Below are 15,088 nucleotides of genomic sequence, written 5' to 3'. Positions count from 1 at the left end.
CTTTCCTGCGAATTATTATCCCCTGTCATCCCCGCGTAGGAGGAATCGATTCATTGATTAGTATTGAGCTAAATTCTCTATAGGTTCCCGTTTGCACGGAAATGACATTGGTTCTACATAGAAAAAGACAACTCTTATTTACGCAGCCTTGCCTCCCGTGCAGGCGGAAGACAATTTAAATAAATAGGTTTCTAAGCAGAAAAATTTGTTTACCCCTGAACAGTTACTAAAACTAAGCTCCTTGACAAGGGCGTGAATGTTTATCATCAAGAAATGGATATAGCCCGATCTAATCTTATATTTATCCTCCTTAAACCCTATTTAAATTTAAGGAGGAATTAAGCAGTTAGTTGTTAGTTTTCTGATTCCTTATTCACCATTGCTTCTTTTTTTTTAATTAAATCTGGCTTAATAGGAATAACTCGATTGTTGTTATTTTGTTGCTGTTGGTTTTGGTTAGAGTTAACCTTTTTTCTTTGTCCGCCTTGTCCGCCAGAATGGCGTTGCTGTTGATTTATATTGCTATGATGGCCACTATTATTAGGGCGACGACGTTTTGAATTCTGGTTACGTTTTTCATGAGTTTTATGATGTTTCGGCTTCGCGCGCTGTTGATTAACCCTATTTTCAGTGGGTACTTTATTAGTTTCTTCAGTATGGCCAAAGAGACTACTCCATAAACGTTTAATAAAGCCTGCTGTAGGTGTTTTAGTAGTTGAAGAGGGTGTAAAAGTTTTTACAGCCGGTTCATCTAATTTAACAGAATCAGTATTAGCACGGGCCATCTCTAGCTCAGGCTGTTGAATTAGAGTATAACTAGGTTTCTTATTCTTACCGACATTATCTTCTTTTAGGCGGGTAATACTGTATTGTGGTCGTTGCATATAAGGATTGGCAACAATTAATATACAAACTTTATGTCTTTTCTCAATATTTAAGATGAAATCACGTTTCTCATTCATGATGAAGGTTGCCATTTCAACCGGCAGTTGGACGTGAACCTCTGCTGTTTTATCTTTTAAAGCTTCTTCTTCAATTAAACGAATAATAGAAAGGCTGTGTGATTGTATATTACGTACCGTACCACGACCTTCACACCTTGGGCAGATCTCTTGAGCCGCTTCTCCTAATGACAAACGTAAGCGTTGGCGAGACATTTCTAATAAGCCAAAGCGAGAAATCCGACCTATTTGAATACGGGCCCTATCAGCTTTCAGGGCTTCTTTAAGCCGATTTTCTACATCTCGTTGATTTTTACCAGAACCCATGTCTATAAAATCAATAACGATTAGCCCGCCTAAATCTCGTAGACGTAATTGACGAGCAATTTCATCAGCTGCTTCAAGATTAGTATTTAAAGCTGTGGCTTCGATATCAGTGCCGCCCGTAGCTTTTGCAGAGTTAATGTCAATCGATACTAGCGCTTCCGTCCTATCAATTACTAATGAGCCACCAGAAGGTAAAAGTACTTCACGCTGATAAGCCGTTTCAATCTGGCTCTCGATTTGATAACAATTAAATAAAGGAACAGGATTATTATATAACTTAACATTAGGCAGAAAATCGGGCTTAACTTGTTCAATATATTGTTTAGCTTTTACGTAAGAAATTTGGTCGTCGATAATAATTTCAGAAACAGATTTACGAAGATTATCACGAATAGAGCGAATAATAACATCGCCTTCTTGATGAATAAGGCAAGGAGCTATCTGGTTTTGATAGGCGTGACGAATAGCTTGCCATTGATTGCATAACATATCTAAATCTGCTTGTAATTCATCCTGCCCTTTACCAACACCTGCAGTACGAATAATAAGGCCCATGCCTTCAGGTAATTGAAGAGCATTTAATGTTTCACGTAATTCATCGCGTTCATCGCCTTCAATTCTTCGTGATATGCCACCGGAGTTAGGATTGTTAGGCATTAAGACTAAATAGCAACCTGCTAGCGTGATAAAGGTGGTTAAGGCGGCACCCTTATTGCCCCGTTCTTCTTTGTCTACTTGAATTAATAACTCTTGACCTTCGCGGATCAGAGCCGTAATTGGCGGCTTATCATCACCAAAATTTTGTGGATCTTTACTTAAATATTCAGGCGCAATTTCCTTAAGAGGTAAAAAACCCTGCCTTTTAGCGCCATATTCGACGAATACCGCATCAAGACTAGGCTCGCGGCGAGTAACAACAGCTTTATAAATATTTCCTTTCTTCTTAACCTCAGAAGGACAGTCAATATCTAAATCATATAAGTGATTGTCTTTAACTAAAGCAACTCTAATTTCCTCCGATTGAGTTGCATTTATTAACATTTTTTCCATTACAAACCCCAATAAGGGCACAACTCTTAAGTAAGACAGTGGAAGGCTATCTATTAGTGTATGCTAGACCTGTTAATTTCTGATGTTTACATTACTTAAGATTTGGCTAAATATGATTTTCGTTTTGATTATCTTATATATTTAAACTTAATCATTTTTATCTAGTGTTTTAAACCCTAATAATGCTCTAGCAGTCTTTCAACTTAACTAATTTGCTTTCTATAGCATAACCAATCAAGTTTAAATGGTAAGGCTAGATAAATAGTTATTATAGCCTGTTATTCTCCATCTTGCTTTAATACTGCTTACAGAAATTTAATTTTGATTCCCTTGTTTTAACAAGACAATAAGTTAAATTAGATTTACTGGAGTAAAAAAGTGTTAATGCAGATGTCAGTTCAAAGCTATTCATTTTTTCACTTAATTAAGTAAGCCTTTTACCATTTAACATGTTTATAAGCATACAAAAAATAATCTTTAAGCAGTCCAATATTATTATTAAAAGACAGACCATACGCATGTCACCACAATTAGTATGGTGCATAAGCTGAGCTTTGAGCTATTTTGCTCAAAATTAAGTAAGTACTTAATTTTACTAATAAAGCTCCGCATTAAATATGTCTAACATGCGTAGGTATCTGAGAGCCATGAGTATCGTTTAATGGGCTCTAAATACTGGTTGCTTCCTTATATCATTTACTCAAGAGAAGCGCGTTTTCTATAGTAGTTTTACCGATTAATTATCGGTAACTAAACATTTTTAATCATTTATGCGTTATAATTCGGACACAAGAATTATTCTTGTGACTCTTTATATTATCAAAAAAAAAAGCAACAGCAAATAGGTTTATCAAGAATGAATGATGTACAATATCAGATTATTAAAGCCACGGATGAGGGTCAACGGCTTGATAATTATCTAATAAAAACCTTAAAAGGTGTTCCGAAAAGTCATATTTATCGTATTATCCGAGGTGGAGAAGTGCGAGTTAATAAAAAACGGGCCCAGCCTTCATTAAAATTGGTGCAAGGTGATTCGATTCGTATTCCGCCAATTCGCACTACAAATCAAAGGACTATATTTGTTGGTAATCAACTTGAGCAACAGCTAAAAGAAGCTATTATCTTTGAAGATAATGGACTTTTAGTGCTTAATAAGCCAGCAGGTATTGCGGTTCATGGTGGGAGTGGTTTGAGTCTTGGCGTCATTGAAGCGTTAAGGAAGTTGCGTAGCGATTTAAGCTACCTTGAGCTTGTACATCGGCTCGATCGTGATACATCTGGTTGTTTGTTAATTGCCAAGAAAAGAAGCGTTTTACGGGCAATTCAAGATGCTTTAACAAAACATGAAGTAACTAAGATCTATTGGGCTTTACTTACTCACCCCTGGGAAGGCAATGATCAACAAGTGGTAAAGGCTAACCTTTGCAAAAATACTCTTAAATCAGGTGAACGTGTTGTTACTGTTGATGAGCAGGGCAAACCTTCACAAACCTCATTTAAATTAATTGAAAATTTTGAGCAAGCCTGTTGGGTAGAAGTAACCCCTAAAACAGGTCGTACCCATCAAATTAGAGTTCATAGTGCTTTTTTAGGTCATCCTATTATCGGCGACGATAAATATGGTAAATCTCTAATAAACCAAAGTATGATTAAAGTTAAATTAAGGCTTTATTTGCATGCTAGAGCAATTCAATTTAATCTAAATGGCAAGTTGCATCGCTTTGAGGCAAAATTAGATGATCGTTTTACGCAAACTATAGAACAATTGCGTGTCGGAGTTTAATAAGTTATGAGTAAGCAATATCGCTTAGTAGTATTTGACTGGGAAGGCACCTTAAGTGATACCTTAGGTCAAGTACTTGATTGTATTGCTAGTGAAGCTAAGCATTTAAATTATGGTGAACTAGACCAAAAACTAGCCCGTCAATTTGCTGAATTAGGTTTGGTAAACGCAATAAGGAAGTTGTTTCCCCAATTAAGTTCAACGGAGCAAGAGCACTTATTAAAAGCCGTACAACATGCTTTAATTAATCGCCCTTATGCTGTTTATTTAATGCCAGGCTCTAAAGGGTTTATAGAAAAGCTCTATCAAAAAGGCATTTATTTAGCAATTGCAAGTAACAAAGGTCAAACTAGCCTTAATCGGGCGCTACAAAGTTCAGGTTTAGATTTATTTTTCAAAGTGGTTCGTTGTGCGGGGCAGTTGCCACCGAAGCCTTGTCCACAAATGCTTGAAGAAATTTTATTAGAATTTGATATAGATGTTAATGAAGCAGTAATGATTGGGGATTCAGTTTGCGATATAGAAATGGCGAAAACAATAGGTATGGATGCAATTGGAGTAAATTTTTATCATCAACAACATTCTAATTTGCTTCTTGGAAAAGGAGCTTTAGCTGTGTTTAGTAACTACTCACAATTAGCTCAATATTTAAATATAATAAACGATTAATATTCGCTATTATTAAGGGCAATAAATTATATGGCTTAATGCCGTTATACCTACGTTGTCATCATCCTATTTACTGAAATAGTTGTTTAGAGTAAAACAGTGTAATTTAAAGTTTAATAGACTTCTTTGGAAACTCGCTACAGAGAGTGCAGTGCAAGAAGACACGGAGAGCGTAGAACTAGAGTGTACACATGAGTACATGAGGATTTGAGCACTGTATCGACGAAGCAATGCGTCTCTGTAGTAGAGCTTCCGAAGAAGTCTAATGATTAAATTATTTTACGCTTTAACAGTAGTCAGCTTATTTGTAATAGTTAATGCTTAAGATCTAAGCGATCTTTAAGAAAGGAGAGGTGCCGTGAACCCGCTAACCAGTTTACCCAATATTTTAACTTTAATACGCATTATTTTAATTCCTATTTTTATTATAGTTTTTTACTTACCTTTTCCTTGGGCCCATGGTTTAGCGGCTATTATATTTGCTTTTGCAAGCTTTACCGATTGGCTTGACGGTTATTTTGCTCGTAAATTAAAGATGATTTCGCCATTTGGCGCTTTTCTTGATCCGGTAGCTGATAAATTGCTAATTGCTAGTACGCTCTTATTGTTAGTAGGTGCTAAAGATATTAATTATATTACCCTTCCCGCAATTATTATTGTTGGCCGCGAAATTGTCATTTCAGCCTTACGTGAGTGGATGGCTGAAATAGGTAGACGAGCCAGTGTGACAGTTAGCTATATAGGTAAAGTAAAAACTACCGTTCAGATGGTTGCTTTAGTGTTATTAGTTGCGTTTGATCCGGCCCTATCTTGGTGGGGTGTTTTAGGTTTTGCTTCACTTTATATAGCCGCAATTTTAACAATTTGGTCAATGGTGATTTACTTGACAATTGCCTGGCCGGAATTAACAAAAAAAAGTGAAGTTACTTATTGACAGTGTTAGAGATTTCGGTAGAATGCAACCCGTAGTGACGCGGGAATAGCTCAGTTGGTAGAGCACAACCTTGCCAAGGTTGGGGTCGCGAGTTCGAGTCTCGTTTCCCGCTCCAAATTTAAGCGACAGCTACGGTCGCTTTTTTTTTAAATCGGCCTTGATATTTGGCTGTGTGGCAGAGTGGTTATGCAGCGGCCTGCAAAGCCGTGTACGCCGGTTCGATTCCGGCCTCAGCCTTCAAACATGCCCAGGTGGCGAAACAGGTAGACGCAAGGGACTTAAAATCCCTCGGAGGTTAAACTCCGTGCCGGTTCGACTCCGGCCCTGGGCACCAATTTATGGCTTTTCGGGCTTCATTACCTCAAAGCGCCATTTTATTTAGTACAAATTTACTAATTACCGTCTTAAAAAATAAAATGTAAATAAATAGAAATTTTCTTATTTATTTGATAAATATTAATACAATTAGTGTTAATATTGTTAAAGTTTTAATATTTATGACCATGTTATACAAAAAAATGTAAGAATTTCGAACATTATAATTACTTTTTATTAAGTTAAAGCCTAATCTTAAAATAAGGGATTTATAGATTTTCATGAATTACTATTAGGATAGCTGAATTAAAGTAATAGAAATTCCCTAAAGAGGAACATTGAGATGGGTAATTACAGAGATGATCCTAAATTTAATAAAATAGAGCGGCTCGTTAAAAGTATGCCCGCTGAGGAAAGTCCTTTAGATTTAGCTCATTTACTTTCTGTATCCAAATACAAGGATTTTACTGAAGATCAAGTCATTAGATTAATTCAGAGTATTCCTTCGCATATAACTTCCTTAGATCTAAGTCATCTATTTTTCAGATATGAATTTAGCTTGCCCCAGACTATGGAAATATTAAGGTACATTCCATCTCAGGTGACTTCGCTAGATTTAAGTTACAATCACATAAGAAAGCTGGTTGGCTCACAACCAAAAAACTTGATGGAGCTCCTTAGAGTTATACCAGAGAATGTTCAATTTATTGATATAAGATATAATAATTTACTTAAAGTAAGCTCACGTAGAGAGTTAATTGGACTTTTAAGTGTCTTAGCTTATTTTAGTAAGAATAAAAGCTTTGAGGTAGCGGATTCTGAATTTCAAAAGAATAATTTAAAAATATTATTACCTGAAGAGGCAATCAATATTGAGCAGAAGAAGGCTATTATTGTAGCCGCGAAAAGGGGTATTCAGGCTTTTTGTGAAGATCAAAAGAAAAAGACAAGTAAAATTTTGACTTTATTTCAAGTTAATACGAAAGTTGAGAGAGCTAAGTTATTAGAATCCTATTTAGATAAAAGTTTAAATTCTATACTTGATCCCCGAATTATAATTAATGAGTTCTTAAATGATCCTGAGACAAAATTTAAATTAAATAGTTTAGCGGCTTTTCTCTTAAAAGAATTACTACCACTTTCCGATTCTACATGGTTAGATAACTTTAGAGATCAATTTCCGATAGAACAGGAAAATAATAATTATCGATTCACAGAACAGGGTAGTTAATTACTCGTTGCGTGCAGAACGATTCATTAAGTTACTTACAGCCTGGGCAGGAGTAACCTCACCTTTAAGTAAAGATTCAACTTGAACACAAATTGGCATTTCAACTTGTAACTGTCGTGCCAAGTTACATACTTGTGTGGCGTTATGTTTTCCTTCAACAACTTGTCCTATCGCTTTCTCTGCTGATTCGACGCTTACACCTTGACCTAGCTGTATACCGAAACGGCGATTGCGTGATTGGTTATCAGTACATGTTAGAACTAAATCGCCCACGCCTGCTAAACCCTGGAAAGTTTCCTCACGAGCCCCTAAATGCTTACCTAACCGACTCATTTCAGCAAGCCCCCGCGTAATAAGTGCAGCTTTTGCATTTGCGCCAAAGCCTAAGCCATCACTTATACCACAGGCAATAGCTAAAACATTTTTCACAGCACCGCAAAGCTGAACGCCAATAATATCTGTACTAAGATAAACACGTAGATTTTGTTGATGAAGTAAGCTTTGTAATTTCTGTTGAAAATCTAAATTGTTACCTGCTAGTGTAACTGCTGTAGGTAGAAAATGAGCAACTTCCTTTGCAAAAGAAGGACCTGAGAGGACTGCAATAGGGTATGATTGGCCCCAACGTTTAGCCACTAAATCACTAAGTAAATAATTAGTAGTGGGATCTAAGCCTTTCGTTAGCCAAGCAAGACCATTCATAGGTTTATCTAGTTTATTTAGTAGTTCACAAAAAGCATGAGAAGGCACCGCAGCAATAACAAACGATGCTTCTTGTAAACAGGTAGCTAAACTAACGGTAGGTGAAATTAAGTCGGAAAAAGAAACACCAGGCAGATAACGGCTATTCTGCCTAGATTGTTGCATTTCTTCTATATGCTCTGGGGAGTGCCCCCATAACATCACTGGATTGCCATAATGAGCTAAGTGAATTGCTATCGCAGTTCCCCATGAGCCAGCTCCCAAAATGGCAATCGTATTTTTTTTCATTTTAAATTTAGGGTTAGTGAGCCGATGTTGTCTCTTGATTGCGCTTCTGTTCTAGTTGTTGCGCATAAAGAGCATCAAAATTAATCGGCGCTAAAACTAATTGCGGGAAGCTACCACGAATCACTTCAGAAGTAATTGCTTCACGTGCATAGGGAAAAAGAATATTAGGACAGAAACTACCTAAGAGATGATCTAATTGAGGACTAACAGCGCCTTGAATAGTAAAGATACCTGCTTGCTTAACCTCGGCTAAAAAAGCAGTAGCACCTTGATTTTTAACAGTCGCTGTTAAAGTCAATATCACTTCGTAAACATCTTTTTCTAAGACATTATTTGCAGTGTTTATATCAAGTGTGAGCTCTGGTTCCCATTTTTGTTGAAAAACACCTGGGGTGCCTGGCGCTTCAAAAGATGAGTCTTTAACATAAACTCGCTGAATCATAAATTGTGCTTCTGCATTTTGTTCAGGTGAACTTACTTGGTCATTCATAATGATATTTCCTAATCTTTTAAAAGTTGATCCAATTGGCCTTTGCTCTCAAGAGCATATAAATCATCACAGCCACCTATAGATTGATCGTTAATGAAAATTTGAGGAACGGTTCGTCTTCCGCTCTTAGCCATCATTTCTTCCCTTTTTTCAGGCTCTTCATCAACACGAATTTCTTGATAAGAAACGCCCTTGCTATCAAGAAGTTGCTTAGCACGCATACAGTACGGACAGTATGAAGTGCTATACATGATTACATTTGCCATTTTATTTTCCTTTTACTAGCGGTAAATCTGCATTTTGCCAGGCATTAATGCCACCAGAGAGTACCATAGGTTGTGTAAAACCTTGCTGACGTAATTTAGCAGCTAGAGTTTTTGACTCTAAGCCCTGGGCACAAACTAAAATAATTGGTTTTGTCTTATATTTATCCATTTGCTTGCTATTGAAACTTTCTGGTGCTGCACGAACAGCATTAACAATATGGCCTTTACGGTAATTTTCTTCATCCCGTAAGTCAATGACTACCGCATCATTTTCATTAATAAGTTTAACTGCCATTTGTGGACTAACGCCTTGTCCTTGCCTTTTCTGTTCTAGTAATTCATTAATAAAAATAGCAATAAGGACTATTAACAAAAGTACCCATAATAACCAGTGATTAATAATAAAATGACCTAACTGTGCCATATTAAACTCAATACAATAAAGATAGTCGCAGATTATGCTAAGAATAGAACCGCAACGCAAGCTTCAAATGTAATGGATTATATTTAAAGTTTGTAACGTTAGCTAATAAACATGGGTTCGACCTGAAAGAGACGAAAACGCTTATAGGTCACTAAGCGAACGTTATCCCGTAAAAAGCGAGGCACTTTTACGGGATCTAGGTTAAACATAAATAAATTTATTTCTTAATATTCTAGCTTTCATTAATCTGAATAATGAGCAGTACCAGTGCGGACCATTTCTTGTAAGCGACGTATCCGTTCGGCAGTGACTGGATGTGTTGAAAATAATTCAGCAATCCGTTCGCCACTTAAGGGATTTACTATAAACATGTGGGCAGTAGTAGGATGTTGCTCAGCTTCAGTAAATTGACCTTGCTGTTTAGCAAGCTCTAATTTCCCTAAGGCACTAGCTAACCAAAGTGGTTGGCCACATAGCTTTGCGCCAGCAGCATCTGCTTCATATTCTCTTGAGCGAGAGACAGCCATCTGAATTAAGCCTGCTGCGAGGGGTGCAAGTATCATCATAGCAAGGGCTGCAATAGGATTAGGACGTTCTTCATTACTTGAATGACTTAGCATAGACGTCCACATAAACATATTCGCAATACTACCGATAGCCCCCGCTAAGGTTGCAGAAACGACATTAATTAGGGTGTCGCGATTAAGGACATGTGATAGTTCATGCGCTAGAACACCGGTTAGCTCCTCAGTTGTCATTCTACTTAATAGCCCTGAGGTAACAGCAATACTAGCATGTTCAGGATTGCGTCCTGTTGCAAAGGCATTCGGTGTAGGATTATCAATATAATAAACTTTAGGCATAGGCGTATTAGCTCTTTGCGCTAAATCAGCAACAATTTTATAAATTGGATGGCTCTCGTCTAAAGGTTCCGCATTAAACATGCGCAAAACAATTTTGTCTGAATACCAATAGGCACTAAAATTCATAATAAGAGCAAAGATAAAGGCAATCATAAGACCACCTTTGCCACCTAATAAGTTACCGATTACTAATAATAATGCTGTTAAGCTTGCTAATAATATAAATGTTCTAACATTATTCATAGTTGTATTTTAGTTGTTAGCTTAGTAATTAAGTATAGGTCTTATTAATAAATTTCAAGCTTAGTCCCCATAAATATGAGTAATCTCAGATAAAGGCTTACCTACTGTTCCTGATGGGAATTTTATTTTTAGAATAGCGGCTAAAGTTGGCGCAATATCTGTTGTGAAAACAGGCCTTGTTACTTGCTGTTTTTTAAACATTGGATTAGCAAATAATAAAGGTACATAGGTATCATATTGCCATGGCGTGCCATGATTAACACGTACTGCACGACTTGCCAGAGATTGGTAAGGTGGTGGTACAATATACACATCACCAGAACGCTTAGGCGATGCCATGTTATCCACTTTTTTACTCAACCAATTTCTCTCAATACCAGCGATGGGTAAAGGGTAAGCTTGAAAGATTCCAGGTTGTTGTCGTAAAACATCAGCAAGCGTCGTACTTATTTGCTGTATAGATAATTTATTTTCGTTAATAATTTCATGATTTAAATACAGGTAGGGTGGTGCAAAGGATTCCAGTGTCTTAGCTGGTAAATTGAAGCGCTCTTTTAAAACTGTTTCAATGACGTTACGTACCTCATTTCTCTTTAACGGTAGGACTTGATCAAAATGACGAGACGTCAGATAAATTGGTGAATCGGAAACACCATGATCAGCTGAAAGAATAATGAGCGTATTGCATAAACCAACCTGTTTATCAATTGCTTTTAGAAATTTAGCTAATGTATGATCAAGACGAAGTAGATTATCTTCTGATTCTAAGCTATTAGGGCCAAATTGATGACCAATAGCATCAGTAGCTGAAAAGCTAATACCAATGTAATCGGTTTGATTATTTAATGCTCCTAATTTCTCTTGCTGAATAAGTTTTAAAGCGAAATCAGCTGTTAATTCATCTGCATAAGGAGTCATGGACAAATATTTGTAATACAGCTTATGATTATCGGAGCCTAGGTGATGAGGGAAAGTTTGACCAAAACCAGTAAAACGATTTTTAAAAAGCGGCGTACTGGCAAAGCGATAATATTGGCGTTGTTTACTTAAGTCCCAGTCTTCAAAGTTATTTCTATAATTTTGGTTCCAATCTTTTACCCAAGTAGGATATTCAGTATAATAATAATTACTTGTAATAAAACCTCCATTTTCTTTGTCAAACCAAAACGCTTTGCCGACATGTCCTGCGAGCGTAATGGAGGCTCTATCTTTTAATGACACAGCAAAAGCCCGTCCTCTTTGGGCAAGGACAATTTCATCACTAATGGTAGACATTTGTAAATTACGAGGCGAGCGTCCAGCTAACGCTACTTTTGTTCTAGTTGTAGGGAGAATAAAAGTTGTTAAATCCTCTACACAATAAGTGTAGGCTTTTGTTTGTCGATCAAACCAATCATTTGCCACAATCCCATGTAAGGAAGGATAGCTACCCGTTGCAATGGTGGCATGGCCAACGCAGGTAACTGTATTAGCATGTGGATGATGAGCATTACTAAAATCAATGCTATTTTTTAAAAGATAATTAAATCCAAGTGACTCAAATTGAGTTTGATATTGATGAAGTAAATCACCCCGTAATTGATCAATTACAATTTGAACAATAAGTTTGGGAGGAGACGTTTGTGCAAGAACTGTATTAAAGCAGACAGTTAAAAATAAAAAAGCCAGTCTCTTCATTATTACCTCAAATTTCACGTTTAGGAAATAGACTTCTTTGGAAACTGGGCAACTTCCAAAGAAGTCTAATGGATGGTTCCTATAATTAACCTGTGTTCACTCTATAATTAGTTTGTTTCAAAGACCGCTATATTATACAAAATTAAGTTATGGCTTAACATGCTAAGGGAGATTATCTCTAAGGTAAATAGTTAAGACTCAAATAAGTAGAATTTAATATGCAAAATGGTTATTTAAAAATCAAATTCAAGTTATTATCATAAATATTTAACATAAAATCAGTAGGTTGCAATTTGGTAAGATAGTATAAACAAAATGCATGACGAAATCTTTTAATTGGTTTACACTGGTTAAGTGAGTTGAGCTCACGTGATATTTTTATGGAGTTTAAGGAGAAAAGGAAATGAGTTTCCATGTAAAGCCTCTTTTGGATATAAAACGGATACTGCTTAATGAGACGGTAAATTTATTAAAGTACCATCAACTTATTGATGCGGATTATACGCACCAATCAGACAAACCAGACGCAAATCTATTTAAAGCAATAAATAAGTTAGATAAACCTCGTAATACTCAAGTTGAATTTTTATGGAAATTACTTGATGATCTTGATGCGTCTACAACGTTAGGATTTTCTAAAGATAGATTAGATGATAATAAAAGAGCGAGATGTTTCACTGGTATAGCGCTTGCTATTCTAGACCAAATTTCTAAAACATATACCTTACGTGATCCAAGTGCTAGTAACTTATATAATGGGTTGCGACGCGCAGTTGGCCTCATGCCGGAAAGTGAAAAAGATACTGAAGTGAAGGTATTGGATAATGCAAGTAAGCTATCACTGGTTGGCTATGCGCATAAGTATCTAATGCCTTATATTTATGAAAATGCTTCTTTAGAATATGTTCAGGAAGAAACGCCATTCTCAAGTATTAAGAAATTAGATTTACATGAATTGTTTAACACAGTCGTTGCTCTTAATCATGAAACTTCACTAGAAGCTCACAAAAATGCGCGAGAAAATACTGACGTAAGAACTGAACAGAAAGTTCAACAAGCTAAAGAGAAAGTTAAGGTAGAGCGCCACTCAAAGGGTATTTTTAGAATGTTTAGTGGGTCTGCACCTGAACATCCATCTACTACTAACCCGTCATCAAAAAAGGATGAAAAGGATGAGGTAGTAGAAACTAAGGTAACTTCAACGATATAATTAATTAACACTACCTTCGGGTAGTGTTTAATTTAATTATTTTACCTTATTTATTGCTGAATAGTAGGATAATTATGTTGTATCCAATCAATAATACCACCATTGACAGAATATACATGTTTATAACCCATTTCTTGCAATTTTTGGGCAGCATCTAATGAACGTATGCCCGCTTTGCAATGTAAATAAATAGGCTGCTCTAAATCAGGTACATGGGTTGCAATGCTATTAATTAGTTCATCTTTAGGCAGATGAATGGCATGTGGAATATGCACTTCCTGCCATTCCTCAGATGTTCTAACATCGATAAGACAAAGCTTTGCATGATGATCAAGTAGACGTTTTAATTCATGCACATCAATAGTTTGTATAGGTTGATTAGTCATAAAAATTCTCTTAAGGAGGGTCGAGTTAATGTCGAGTGATGAATAAACCAATAAATAGCGGCAGTAACAATTCCACCAATTAGAGTTGCAAACGCCCAACTTGGAGCTGAAACTAAAGCTAACCTTTGTCCAGTTTTAGTTAAGCTACCTGCATCTCTAGCTACTGCGCCAGCAAATATGACATGTAATAGAGCATTAATAAGCAATAAAAGGTAGTTGAAATTTATAATTTGGTTACTAAACTGCTGCGCTAAGTCATTTAACATTTTCTTATCCAATTTAAATTCATGAAGGGTAACACGGTTTCTTACCTAAATAGTCTGTTTGCTGTGATTGACGCCATGATAACAGAAGGATAGCAATAATTACGCAGGCAATCGCTATCATTTGAGATTGGTTAGGGATTTCATGAAAAATAATAAATCCCCAAAATAGACCCGTTAAAGCAACTGCGCCACCAGTTAAACTATAAAATACAGGACCTGCAAAATTGATGAGTTTAAAGAAAAGAATATATCCTAACGTAGATAATAGTATCTCTAATAAAATAGCTTGTTTAGGTAATGTCATAGGGGGCATAAGGGAATAAAAGGCATGTTGTTTACAAATTACTGGTATAAGCATGAACGTTGCGGTAATTAACATGCCACAGGCTGCAGAAAGTGCATCAACAGATTTTGGTTGGTAAATGCTTATAAAAATAGAACAGATAGCAAAGGCTACGGGGCTTATTAAGGCAATGACTGTCCAATGTGTTGTAAGTTCTGCGTTTGTCGGTGATAAGATAAGTAAGATACCAAATACACCCAAAAATACCGCAGTAATGCGCCCTAGATCAAATCGTTCTTGTCTAAAAATTAAAGCTAAGGGATAAACAAGAAGAGGCACGATATTAACTAATACTGCTAATAAGCCTGCTTGAATATGAGGAGCAATAAAATACATATTAGTATTAGGAATAGCGATACCTAATAAGCCACACGCATAAAAGTAAGGCCAATAGGAAAATTGAAAAAGCGCTTTTCTTTTTTTAAAAAGGCACAATAAAGTCAGCAAAAAAGCCGGACCAGCCGATTGCCAGAAAGCATAACCCAGGGGAGAGACTTGATTTAACATAGCATAGCGAGCTAAGCTATAACCTGACCCCCAGATAAAACCTAAAAGAATGAGAAGTAATAACGCTTTTCCTGCTTGAAATAAATTTAGTTGTTTATTCAACTTATATAACCTTAAATTTAAACTTGTTAGCCTTTGCTAAGGACTTAAACTCCCTTAAATAATACAAG

General features: G+C 36.3%; 14 protein-coding genes, 3 tRNA genes and 1 pseudogene. 8 read left to right on the top strand and 10 right to left on the bottom strand.

From position 1 onward, the window contains the following. Nucleotides 1-353: 353 nt before the first annotated feature. Nucleotides 354-2,318: an Rne/Rng family ribonuclease gene (locus E1P04_RS07600; RefSeq protein WP_165482703.1), complete on the bottom strand. Its 1,965-nt coding sequence runs from the start codon at nt 2,316-2,318 to the stop codon at nt 354-356. An 856-nt stretch (nt 2,319-3,174) separates the two neighbouring features. Between E1P04_RS07600 and E1P04_RS07595 the strand changes: the two are divergent. The 7 genes and pseudogenes from E1P04_RS07595 to E1P04_RS07565 all read left to right on the top strand — a co-directional run bounded on the left by E1P04_RS07595 (nt 3,175) and on the right by E1P04_RS07565 (nt 7,253). Further along, nucleotides 3,175-4,118: pseudogene (locus E1P04_RS07595) on the top strand (RluA family pseudouridine synthase). Then, nucleotides 4,111-4,773, top strand: coding sequence for an HAD family hydrolase (locus E1P04_RS07590; RefSeq protein ID WP_131782321.1), 663 nt, complete (start codon nt 4,111-4,113; stop codon nt 4,771-4,773). The pseudogene E1P04_RS07595 and the gene E1P04_RS07590 overlap by 8 nt, the downstream one beginning before the upstream one ends. A 358-nt stretch (nt 4,774-5,131) precedes the next feature. Continuing rightward, nucleotides 5,132-5,707 carry a CDP-diacylglycerol--glycerol-3-phosphate 3-phosphatidyltransferase gene (gene pgsA / locus E1P04_RS07585; protein ID WP_131782320.1) on the top strand — a complete coding sequence of 192 codons (576 nt, stop codon included), beginning with the start codon at nt 5,132-5,134 and terminating at the stop codon, nt 5,705-5,707. Between the two features lie 39 nt (nt 5,708-5,746). Then, a tRNA-Gly gene (locus tag E1P04_RS07580) sits at nt 5,747-5,822 on the top strand. Between the two features lie 51 nt (nt 5,823-5,873). After that, nucleotides 5,874-5,944: transfer RNA gene (locus E1P04_RS07575), tRNA-Cys, on the top strand. 8 nt (nt 5,945-5,952) lie between these two features. After that, nucleotides 5,953-6,041, top strand: a tRNA-Leu gene (locus E1P04_RS07570). A 324-nt stretch (nt 6,042-6,365) separates the two neighbouring features. Further along, on the top strand, nt 6,366-7,253 hold the full coding sequence (locus E1P04_RS07565; protein ID WP_131782319.1) for a hypothetical protein: 888 nt from the start codon (nt 6,366-6,368) through the stop codon (nt 7,251-7,253). On the opposite strand, the gene E1P04_RS07560 is transcribed toward E1P04_RS07565, so the two are convergent. From E1P04_RS07560 to E1P04_RS07535, 6 genes are all read right to left on the bottom strand, one after another. Further along, complete coding sequence (locus E1P04_RS07560; RefSeq protein ID WP_131782318.1) at nt 7,254-8,243, bottom strand: NAD(P)H-dependent glycerol-3-phosphate dehydrogenase; 990 nt, start codon at nt 8,241-8,243, stop codon at nt 7,254-7,256. It lies immediately after the preceding gene. A gap of 13 nt (nt 8,244-8,256) precedes the next feature. Next, the gene (gene secB / locus E1P04_RS07555; protein WP_131782317.1) at nt 8,257-8,733 is read right to left on the bottom strand and encodes a protein-export chaperone SecB; all 477 of its coding nucleotides are present in this window, start codon (nt 8,731-8,733) and stop codon (nt 8,257-8,259) included. An 11-nt stretch (nt 8,734-8,744) separates the two neighbouring features. Then, nucleotides 8,745-8,999, bottom strand: a complete 255-nt coding sequence (grxC, locus tag E1P04_RS07550; RefSeq protein WP_115331835.1) for a glutaredoxin 3 — start codon at nt 8,997-8,999, stop codon at nt 8,745-8,747. Between the two features lies 1 nt (nt 9,000). Beyond that, entirely contained in the window at nt 9,001-9,423 is a 423-nt protein-coding gene (locus E1P04_RS07545; protein ID WP_131782316.1) for a rhodanese-like domain-containing protein, read from the bottom strand. A 242-nt stretch (nt 9,424-9,665) separates the two neighbouring features. Further along, on the bottom strand, nt 9,666-10,529 hold the full coding sequence (htpX, locus tag E1P04_RS07540; protein ID WP_131782315.1) for a zinc metalloprotease HtpX: 864 nt from the start codon (nt 10,527-10,529) through the stop codon (nt 9,666-9,668). A gap of 60 nt (nt 10,530-10,589) precedes the next feature. Further along, complete coding sequence (locus tag E1P04_RS07535; protein WP_131782314.1) at nt 10,590-12,206, bottom strand: alkaline phosphatase family protein; 1,617 nt, start codon at nt 12,204-12,206, stop codon at nt 10,590-10,592. Between the two features lie 403 nt (nt 12,207-12,609). Here E1P04_RS07535 and E1P04_RS07530 point away from each other — a divergent pair, with 403 nt between their 5' ends. Continuing rightward, nucleotides 12,610-13,416 carry a hypothetical protein gene (locus tag E1P04_RS07530; RefSeq protein ID WP_131782313.1) on the top strand — a complete coding sequence of 269 codons (807 nt, stop codon included), beginning with the start codon at nt 12,610-12,612 and terminating at the stop codon, nt 13,414-13,416. Between the two features lie 50 nt (nt 13,417-13,466). Here E1P04_RS07530 and E1P04_RS07525 read toward each other — a convergent pair whose 3' ends face one another. Genes E1P04_RS07525 through E1P04_RS07515 form a run of 3 tightly spaced genes read right to left on the bottom strand, consistent with a single transcriptional unit; the run spans nt 13,467 to nt 15,020 of the window. Next, on the bottom strand, nt 13,467-13,802 hold the full coding sequence (locus tag E1P04_RS07525) for a rhodanese-like domain-containing protein (protein WP_131782312.1): 336 nt from the start codon (nt 13,800-13,802) through the stop codon (nt 13,467-13,469). Beyond that, a complete protein-coding gene (locus E1P04_RS07520) occupies nt 13,799-14,068 on the bottom strand; it encodes a hypothetical protein (protein WP_131782311.1) in 270 nt (89 codons plus the stop codon). The genes E1P04_RS07525 and E1P04_RS07520 overlap by 4 nt, the downstream gene beginning before the upstream one ends. Nucleotides 14,069-14,087: 19 nt before the next feature. Then, entirely contained in the window at nt 14,088-15,020 is a 933-nt protein-coding gene (locus E1P04_RS07515; protein ID WP_131782310.1) for a DMT family transporter, read from the bottom strand. Nucleotides 15,021-15,088: the final 68 nt, after the last annotated feature.

This window comes from Legionella gresilensis, from assembly GCF_900639865.1.
Taxonomy (GTDB): domain Bacteria; phylum Pseudomonadota; class Gammaproteobacteria; order Legionellales; family Legionellaceae; genus Legionella_C; species Legionella_C gresilensis.
The sequence above is the reverse complement of the archived record's forward strand: the minus strand, read 5'-3'. Positions and strand labels throughout refer to the sequence as shown.

Bases quoted from the DNA above. Each gene is read 5' to 3' on its own strand.
- secB (WP_131782317.1), bottom strand. From the start codon at position 8,733: ATGAATGACCAAGTAAGTTCACCTGAACAAAATGCAGAAGCACAATTT.
- grxC (WP_115331835.1), bottom strand. From the start codon at position 8,999: ATGGCAAATGTAATCATGTATAGCACTTCATACTGTCCGTACTGTATG.
- E1P04_RS07530 (WP_131782313.1), top strand. From the start codon at position 12,610: ATGAGTTTCCATGTAAAGCCTCTTTTGGATATAAAACGGATACTGCTT.
- E1P04_RS07520 (WP_131782311.1), bottom strand. From the start codon at position 14,068: ATGTTAAATGACTTAGCGCAGCAGTTTAGTAACCAAATTATAAATTTC.
- E1P04_RS07565 (WP_131782319.1), top strand. From the start codon at position 6,366: ATGGGTAATTACAGAGATGATCCTAAATTTAATAAAATAGAGCGGCTC.
- E1P04_RS07590 (WP_131782321.1), top strand. From the start codon at position 4,111: ATGAGTAAGCAATATCGCTTAGTAGTATTTGACTGGGAAGGCACCTTA.
- E1P04_RS07545 (WP_131782316.1), bottom strand. From the start codon at position 9,423: ATGGCACAGTTAGGTCATTTTATTATTAATCACTGGTTATTATGGGTA.
- E1P04_RS07535 (WP_131782314.1), bottom strand. From the start codon at position 12,206: ATGAAGAGACTGGCTTTTTTATTTTTAACTGTCTGCTTTAATACAGTT.
- htpX (WP_131782315.1), bottom strand. From the start codon at position 10,529: ATGAATAATGTTAGAACATTTATATTATTAGCAAGCTTAACAGCATTA.
- E1P04_RS07600 (WP_165482703.1), bottom strand. From the start codon at position 2,318: ATGGAAAAAATGTTAATAAATGCAACTCAATCGGAGGAAATTAGAGTT.
- E1P04_RS07525 (WP_131782312.1), bottom strand. From the start codon at position 13,802: ATGACTAATCAACCTATACAAACTATTGATGTGCATGAATTAAAACGT.
- E1P04_RS07560 (WP_131782318.1), bottom strand. From the start codon at position 8,243: ATGAAAAAAAATACGATTGCCATTTTGGGAGCTGGCTCATGGGGAACT.